The organism is Yinghuangia sp. YIM S09857, assembly GCF_051388915.1.
Classification (GTDB): Bacteria; Actinomycetota; Actinomycetes; order Streptomycetales; family Streptomycetaceae; genus Yinghuangia.
This window is the reverse complement of record NZ_JBPKBH010000006.1, coordinates 371,873-379,773: the sequence shown is the minus strand read 5'-3', so window position 1 is coordinate 379,773 and position 7,901 is coordinate 371,873. Positions and strand designations below refer to the sequence as shown.

At 73.2% G+C, this 7,901-nt stretch carries 6 protein-coding genes; 3 read left to right on the top strand and 3 right to left on the bottom strand.

Annotated elements, in window-relative coordinates; all coding sequences use genetic code 11:
* Positions 1–214 precede the first annotated feature (214 nt).
* Positions 215–967 carry a ferritin-like fold-containing protein gene (locus tag ACRX5S_RS15595; protein WP_436773506.1) on the bottom strand — a complete coding sequence of 251 codons (753 nt, stop codon included), beginning with the start codon at positions 965–967 and terminating at the stop codon, positions 215–217.
* A gap of 350 nt (positions 968–1,317) precedes the next feature.
* Here ACRX5S_RS15595 and ACRX5S_RS15590 point away from each other — a divergent pair, with 350 nt between their 5' ends.
* Positions 1,318–3,018, top strand: a complete 1,701-nt coding sequence (locus ACRX5S_RS15590) for a DEAD/DEAH box helicase (RefSeq protein ID WP_436773505.1) — start codon at positions 1,318–1,320, stop codon at positions 3,016–3,018.
* A 556-nt stretch (positions 3,019–3,574) separates the two neighbouring features.
* On the opposite strand, the gene ACRX5S_RS15585 is transcribed toward ACRX5S_RS15590, so the two are convergent.
* On the bottom strand, positions 3,575–4,525 hold the full coding sequence (locus ACRX5S_RS15585) for a nitroreductase/quinone reductase family protein (protein ID WP_436773504.1): 951 nt from the start codon (positions 4,523–4,525) through the stop codon (positions 3,575–3,577).
* A gap of 156 nt (positions 4,526–4,681) precedes the next feature.
* On the opposite strand from ACRX5S_RS15585, the gene ACRX5S_RS15580 reads away from it, so the two are divergent.
* On the top strand, positions 4,682–5,560 hold the full coding sequence (locus tag ACRX5S_RS15580; RefSeq protein WP_436773503.1) for an alpha/beta fold hydrolase: 879 nt from the start codon (positions 4,682–4,684) through the stop codon (positions 5,558–5,560).
* Between the two features lie 205 nt (positions 5,561–5,765).
* Positions 5,766–6,146, top strand: coding sequence for a DoxX family protein (locus ACRX5S_RS15575; protein ID WP_436773502.1), 381 nt, complete (start codon positions 5,766–5,768; stop codon positions 6,144–6,146).
* Positions 6,147–6,178: 32 nt separating this feature from the next.
* On the opposite strand, the gene ACRX5S_RS15570 is transcribed toward ACRX5S_RS15575, so the two are convergent.
* Positions 6,179–7,057 carry an NYN domain-containing protein gene (locus ACRX5S_RS15570; protein WP_436773645.1) on the bottom strand — a complete coding sequence of 293 codons (879 nt, stop codon included), beginning with the start codon at positions 7,055–7,057 and terminating at the stop codon, positions 6,179–6,181.
* Positions 7,058–7,901: the final 844 nt, after the last annotated feature.

Genomic DNA, 7,901 nt, shown 5'->3' with positions numbered 1-7,901 from the left:
CCCCCCCCCCCCCCCCCCCCCCCCCCCCCCCCCCCCCCCCCCCCCCCCCCCCCCCCCCCCCCCCCCCCCCCCCCCCCCCCCCCCCCCCCCCCCCCCCTCGGCGTTCCGTCCGTGGAGGTGTTCGGCCTCAGGACGCCGGGCCGAGGCGCGGAACACCGACACACCCGCAGGGCGAGACCGCCCGCGCGGCATCCCGGGCCCCTCGAAGTCGGGGCTACGAAGCCAGGCCCAGGGTGGCCATGCGCTGGGTGTGGGCCTCGGTGATGCGGGTGAACATGCGGCCGATCTCGGCGAGGTCGAAGCCGGGGACGGCCAGGCCGCCGACGAGGAGGGCGGAGAGGGCGTCGCGCTCGGCGGCGACGCGCTGGGCCTGGCTCAGGGCCTCGCCCATCAGGCGGCGGCCCCACAGCGCGAGGCGTCCGGCCACGCGCGGGTCGCGTTCGATCGCGGAGCGTACGGCCTCGACCACGAATGCGGAGTGGCCTGTGTCGCGGAGCACCTCTTCGACCAGTGCGCGGCTGGCCGGGTCGAGATGGGCGGCCACCTCGCGGTAGAAGTCGGCCGCGATGCCGTCGCCGACGTACGCCTTGACGAGCCCTTCCAGCCAGTCGCCCGGCGCCGTGTGGCGGTGGAACTCGTCGAGCGGGGTCACGAAGGGCTCCATCGCGACCGCGGGGTCGACGCCCAGTGACGCAATGTGCGCGCGCAGGCTCTCGAAGTGGTGGAACTCGGCGACCGCCATGGCCGCGAGAGCGGCCTTGTCGTCGAGGGTCGGGGCCATCTTGGCGTCCTCGGCGAGCCGCTCGAATGCGGTGATCTCGCCGTACGCCAGCACGCCCAGCAGCTCCACGACGGCCGCCCGGGCGGCCTCCGGGGGGCCGGTGCGCCCCGCGTCCGGGCCGACTGCCGTTTCGGCGGCGGGGTCCGCGTTACCGGGCTGGTTTCCGGGGTGCGTTCCATCGGTCATGAGACCGCAGCGTAACCAGCATCACCCCACGTGGAGTACACCGGCGGGTACAGTGGTACAGAACGCGGATGCCCGGTCGGAGGACGATCGGCTCCGACCGCCCCGCTCGGGCTGCTGCCCGAGGCCGAGGTCCCGTGTCGTGCCACAGGTCCAAATGCGGACGTCGAAGTCCTGCTCAGATGGCCTGTTTACGGCAACGCGGTCCTGACCCGCCTCGGAGAGAGATACAGCGGCCCAAACACACAGAAGAGGCTGGACCCCTGACCACATTCAGAGAACTCGGCGTACTTTCCGAAACCGCCGAGGCCCTTGAGAGCCTCGGCATCACCGAGGCGTTCCCCGTCCAGGAGATGACGCTTCCGGTCGCCCTCGCGGGCAGCGATGTCATCGGACAGGCCAAGACCGGCACGGGCAAGACCCTCGGTTTCGGCATCCCCCTGCTTCAGCGCGTCGTGACGCCCACCGACGTCGAGGCCGGCCGCGCGACCGCCGTACCGGGCAAGAGCCCGCAGGCGCTCGTCGTCGTCCCCACCCGCGAGCTGTGCGTCCAGGTCACCAACGACCTGCTCGGCGCCGGCAAGCTGCGGGCCGTACGCGTCCTGGCCGTCTACGGCGGCCGTGCCTACGAGCCGCAGGTCGAGGCGCTCCGCAAGGGCGTCGAGGTCGTCGTCGGCACCCCCGGCCGGCTGCTCGACCTGGCCGGACAGGGCCACCTGGACCTGTCGCAGGTCCGCATGCTGGTGCTCGACGAGGCCGACGAGATGCTCGACCTCGGCTTCCTGCCCGACGTCGAGAAGATCGTCGACCGGCTGCCGGCGCGCCGCCAGACCATGCTGTTCTCGGCGACCATGCCGGGTCAGATCATCACCCTCGCGCGGCGCTACATGAGCCGCCCCACCCACATCCGCGCGTCGGCGCCGGACGACCAGGGCGCCACCGTCGCGTCCGTCGTGCAGCACGTCTACCGCGCGCACGCGATGGACAAGCCGGAGATGCTGTCGCGCATCCTCCAGGCGAAGGACCGCGGCCTCGTCATGGTCTTCTGCCGCACCAAGCGCACCTGCGCGGACCTCGCCGAGGGCCTGACCGAGCGCGGCTTCGCCGCGGCGGCGGTGCACGGCGACCTCGGCCAGGGCGCGCGCGAGCAGGCCCTGCGGGCGTTCCGCAACGGCAAGGTCGACGTGCTGGTGGCGACGGACGTCGCGGCCCGCGGCATCGACGTGGACGGCGTCACGCATGTCGTCAACTACCAGTGCCCCGAGGACGAGAAGACGTACCTGCACCGCATCGGCCGCACCGGCCGGGCCGGGGCGGCGGGCGTCGCGGTGACGCTCGTCGACTGGGAGGACATGCCGCGCTGGGGCCTCATCAACAAGGCCCTCGAACTGCCGTTCCCCGAGCCGGTCGAAACCTACTCGACCTCGGCGCACCTGTACGCCGACCTGGAGATCGCCGAGTCGGCCACCGGTGTGCTGCCGCGCGCCGACCGCACGCGCGCAGGCCTGGGCGCCGAAGAGGTCGAGGACCTGGGCGAGACCGGCAAGAGCGCGGGCCGCGGACGTGGCGGACGCTCCGGCGGCGGGTCGCGCTCCGGCGGCCGCGGCGCACGCGGTGAGGGGCGCGGCGAGGCGTCGGACGAGGCGAACGCCGAACCGAGCCGCCGCCGGGCGCCGGGCAGCCGTCGGCGCCGCCGCCTGAACGCGGCGGGCGACGACGCGACCTCGGTGGTCGAGGCCGCGGTCGTCGAGGCCGCCGAAACCGTGGTGGCCGAGGCAGAGGCGAAGGCCAAGACGGACGTGAAGACGGACGCGAAGCCGAAGCGCACCCGTTCGCGGACGCGCGCCAAGAGCGCGGTGTCGGCGGACGCGGTCGCGGTGGTCACCGAGGCCGCTGAGGCTCCCGAGGCCGCACAGGTCGCGGCCGGTGAGACCGAGGCGACCGGCGAGGGCGAGAAGGCCCCGCGCCGTCGTCGCCGTCGCCGCCGCCCCGAGTCGTCGGCCGGGTCGGCCGCCGATGCGGGCGGCGAGTCGGGCGGCGAGTCGACAGACTGAGGCACGCCGCCAGCGCGCGCACATCACGGGCGCGGTTCGGGACCGAGAGGTCCCGGCCGCGCCCGCGGCGTTTCCGGAGCCTGCCGAGGGCGGCGAGTGCCGAACAGCCTTGGGTCGTGTCTTCGCAAAAGCCCTGGGTCGTGTCTTCGCAACAGCCCTGGGTCGTGTTTCACATTCCCGCCGGGCCCGCGACGCCGGGCCTTGACGGCCCTCCCAAGCCCGAAACCAAGCCGAGGCCGCGCGCCGCGCCTTGCTAGTGCGGCGACCACAAACCTTCAACGGTTCTCGCCGCCCGGCACCACGCCTCGCGGCGTTGCAGGACCTCGCGAGTACGACCGAGTACGAGCTTCGGCCCTGCGCCTGGCGATGCACGGCACCGAACGACGAGAACCGGCAAACCTTTGTGGCCACCGCACCAGGGCACGCACCACGGCCCGCGGGCTGTCCGCCGGAAATGTGAAGCCACTCCCCTGGCGCAGGGCCTGCCGGTCGGCGAGCCCCACGCCGCCGGGGCAGGCGCGGAGTCCGGCGTCCGTCGCACGCCCGCGGCCGACGCTCAGGACGAGGCGGGGACGCCGCGACCTCGGTCGGCCCGACCCTCGACAACAGGGTCCAGCAGGTCGATCGGATCGAGGACGAAGACCGGGATGCTGCGGTCGGTGGAGCGCTGGTACGCGGCGTAGTCCGGGAACGCGTCGACCGCCCGGTCCCACCACAGCGCCTTCTCGTCCCCGAACACCTCGCGCGCCCGGTACTCCCGCGTCACGCGGCCGTCCTGCACGCTGACGACCGCCCCCTCGGCGGTGACACTGGCGCACCACTGCGGGTCGGTCGCGGTGCCGCCGTTGGAGCCGACCGCGACGTAGCGGCCCTCGTGCTCGACGCGCATGAGCGGTGTCTTGCGGATCTTGCCGGTCTTGGCGCCGCGATACGTCATCAGGACGGTGGGCCGGTCCGCGATCGTGACGCCGTCGGTGGTGCCCGAGCGCATGACCTGCTCGACGTGCTTGCGGACCCAGCCCCGCGCGCTCGGCTCGTAGTCCGGGTCGTCGCCGGACGCACGGGCGCGGCGGCGCTGCCTGCTGTCGACGTTGTCGGCGAGCGCCGTCAGCAGCGCGGGCAACGACGCCGCGGCCTCGGCGGGGACGCCGCCCGCGGTCTCCTCCGCGAGCACTTGCCAGGCGTCGCCGATCCTCCCGGCCAACTCCTCGCCGCTGTCGGTGAGTTCGACGACGCTCGCGCGCCGGTCGGAAGGGTCGGGGGCGCGGCGCACATGACCGGCCGCCTCCAGTTTGCGCGTCATGAGCGTGACGCTCGGCGGCTCGATGCCGAGCGCTTCGCTGAGCCGCCCTTGGATCATCGGCCCCGAGCGGGCGAGTTCGAGCAGCAGGGCCTCCTGGCCGGGGTGCAGGCCCAGGGGCGCGAGCAGTTCGGCGGCCCTGGCCCGGTGTCGCAGGCTCAGGAGGCGGACGGCCTGGTTGAGGGCGATGGCGTACTCGTGGTCCACGGACTCTCCTCGGGGTCGGCACTGGCTTCAGGATTTACTTATGCGGATAAATATTATGCACATAAGAGATTCGGCGTCCAGGTGCTCGCTCGCAGAGCGCCGCGCGGGGACCTTCGGCCCGTCGTACGCGCCGTGCTCTGGCCTACCCTCGGGTAGGTGAGCACTCCGCCCTTCCTCGACCTGCCCGCGACCGTCCGGGCGCACCGCGCCGCGACCGCGCGGGGCGAGTTCGCGTACCTGGGCGCCGTCCCGCCCGACGGGCAGCCGGTGGTGGGCACCGCGCTGCTTGTACCGGGTTTCACCGGCGGCAAGGAGGACTTCATAGGCGTCCTCGATCCCCCGGCACGCCGCGGGTACCGGGTCTTCGCGCTGGACCAGCGCGGGCAGTACGAGACGCCCGGCCCGCACGCCGACCCCGACGCGTACTCACGAGCCGAACTCGTCGCCGACCTGTGGGCCGTGCTCGACACCCTCGCCCCCGGAGAACCGGTGCACCTCGTCGGCCATTCGTTCGGCGGCCTCGTCGCCCGTTCGGCCGCACTGGACGACCCGGCGCGGCTCGCGTCGCTGACGCTCATGAGCACCGGCCCGGCCGCCGTCCGCGACACCGAGACGGCGCGGCTGCTGATGCTGGAGGACGCGCTCGCCGTCCACTCGCTCCAGCAAGTCTGGGACGCCATGCGGCAGTTGGACGCAGAGCAGGGCATACGGCCGTATCCCGACCCGGCCCTCGCGGCGTACATGCACCGGCGCTGGCTGGCCAACTCGCCGGCCGGAATCGCGGCCACCGCACAGCAGTTGCGCACCGAACCGGACCACACCGACGAACTGGCCGCCCGGGTCGCCGCCGGGCTGCGGGTGCTCGTGCTCTCGGGGGCGCAGGACTACGCGTGGCCCGTGGCGTGGCAGGCGGAGACCGCACGCCGCCTCGGCGTCCGGCACCTTGTGGTGGACGACGCCGGGCACTCGCCCAACGCCGAGCAGCCCGAGTCGACCGCGAAGGGACTCGCGGACTTCTGGGACACGGCGCGCTGAGCGGATGTTCCGAGCGGGCGCGGCGACGGGTCCGACCGAGCCGACGCGGCGGGCCGTCACGCCCTCGACAAGCACCCTCGTAGCGTTCGGCCGCGGCCCCGGAACTCACAGTCCGCCGCGCTGCCTCGTCAGGTGGATGGGACCCGATCGCCAGTGCGACTCCGCCCCGGAATCGCCGATCCCCCTCCCCCGAGGAGAACGCGCCATGAACGTCGCTCTGTGGGCCGTCGCCGGACTGCTCGCCGTCGCGTACGCGCTCAGCGGCGGCCTCAAACTGGCCATGCCCAAGGCGAAGATGGAGACGTTCAGGCCGGCGTCGAAGTGGGTCGAGGACTTCAGCGGCCCGAGCGTGAAGGCCATCGGGGCACTGGAGGTACTGGCCGCGATCGGGCTGATCCTGCCGGCCGTCCTCGACACGGCGCCGGTGCTGGTGCCGTGGGCGGCGGTCGGCCTCGCCGTGATCATGGCCGGTGCCACGGTCGTCCGCATCCGGCGCCGCGAGTTCGACCACATGGCGGTGGACCTGGTGTACCTCGGCATCCTGGTCTTCGTGGCGTGGGGACGCTTCGGCCCGGAGTCTTTCTGACGACCGGCGGCGCCCGTGCGGCGGACCCCGCGTCACCCCTCGCCGTGCGGCGTCACCCCGAACTCCTGGTTCAGCCGGTCCCAGAAGCCGTTGCGCAGCGCCCGCCGCAGGTCCTCGTGCGGGCGCAGCGAGAACTGGAGTTCGCCTTCGGCGTCCACGAGCAGGGCCTTGTCGACGTTCTCCGGGAGCCGCGGGCCGGGCATCAGGCCCGCCATGTCCTCCCGGCCGCGCGCCCCGAGCCAGCGTTCGGCGATCTTCCCGCCGAGCCGCCAGACCTGGTCGAACGTGGGCGGCGTACCGCCGTTCGTACGCTGCGGGGCAGGCGCCGGGGCCGCGGGGACCGGCGGCTGCCCGAAGACGCACGGCGCGCAGAAGTCGTGGTGCAGGGTGCGCGTCACGTCGGCCTCCCACACCAGCGGCTCGGCCTGGTTCATGCCGTACGCGGGCTCGATGCCCCACAGGTGCACGCGAACGCCGTACGACTGCGCGGTCTCGACGGCCAGCACCAGGTCCTCGTCGCCGCTCACCACGACCGCGTCCTCGATGGCGCGGTTCCGGGCCAGCGACTCCAGGTCGCTGCGGATCAGCGAGTCGACGCCCTTCTGCTGGTTGTGCGCGTTGAGGTTGCCGAGCCTGACCTTCACGTCCGGCAGTTCGGCGACCTGCTTCTGCTCGAACGTGGGTACGCGGTTGCGGGCGCCGTCGTACCAGTAGACGCGCAGCAGCCGCCCCTCGGGGAACACCACGCGCGCCTCGTCGATGAGCGAGCTGATCAGGAACTCGGCGTCGACGCGGAAGGCGCGGCGTTCGGCGGTCCCGGCGATCAGGAGGCCGATCGCGGCGTAGACGTAGCCGACGTCGACGAAGAGCGCGTGGGTCCCGGCGTGCGGGGGCGCGGAGACCAGGCGCACCGGAACCGCCGTGGGCGCGGCCCCGGCGTCGTCGGCCCCGGCGGTGCCGTGGGTGTTCTCGGTGCCGGGGCCGTTGTCGGCGGCCTGGGGAGTGTCCGCGCCCGACTGGGTCGCCGCACTCGCCTCGTCCGCCGCACCCGCTGCGCGCGCCGCGCCGTGCGGAGCGGCGTCCGCGGGTAGTCCGGAGTCCGCTCCGGCGGACGCGGCGGGGTACGTGCCGGAGCGTGCGCCGGATCGGGTGCCGGAGCCCGTGCCGGACGCGGGATCGGCGGAGTGGCCGTACATCCGTTCGGACGAGGGCTTCCGTTCGGTCCCGGGCACCGCCTCGTGCGCCTCATCCGCCACGGAACGCTCCGCCCTGGGGGCCTGCTGCATCGGGTCCATTGATTCGTATTGTCCTACGTCCCCGCGCTCCTGGCGGGGTAACGGCGCACGCACCACTCGGCCGGGTGGGCCGAACCGGGGACGGTCGCGTTCCGAAAACCTTTCGGTCACGGGAATGACTCGGCTGTGACCGGTGTTGTTCCGGTCACCCGCCGTGCTGCGAGGCGCGATCCCCGGCCGTCCCGAAGGGCGTCCGCAGGGAATCGCGCTGTTCGCCGCGCGCGTGTGCCGGGTGGTTTATACGCTATGTTGTGTTCGGTGGCCGCCCTCGCGGGCGCCCCCGACGCGTCCCGCAGACGAGGAAGAAGAGGAGGCGCGTATGCGCTACCGAATCACGAACCTCACCCGCAACGACGACACCAAGAAGACCACCGACGTGCACGCCAAACCGGCGGCCGTGGACATCGAGGCGGTCAATGAAGCGGTGAAGCGCGCCGCCGCCCGCGGCGAGAGCCTCTAC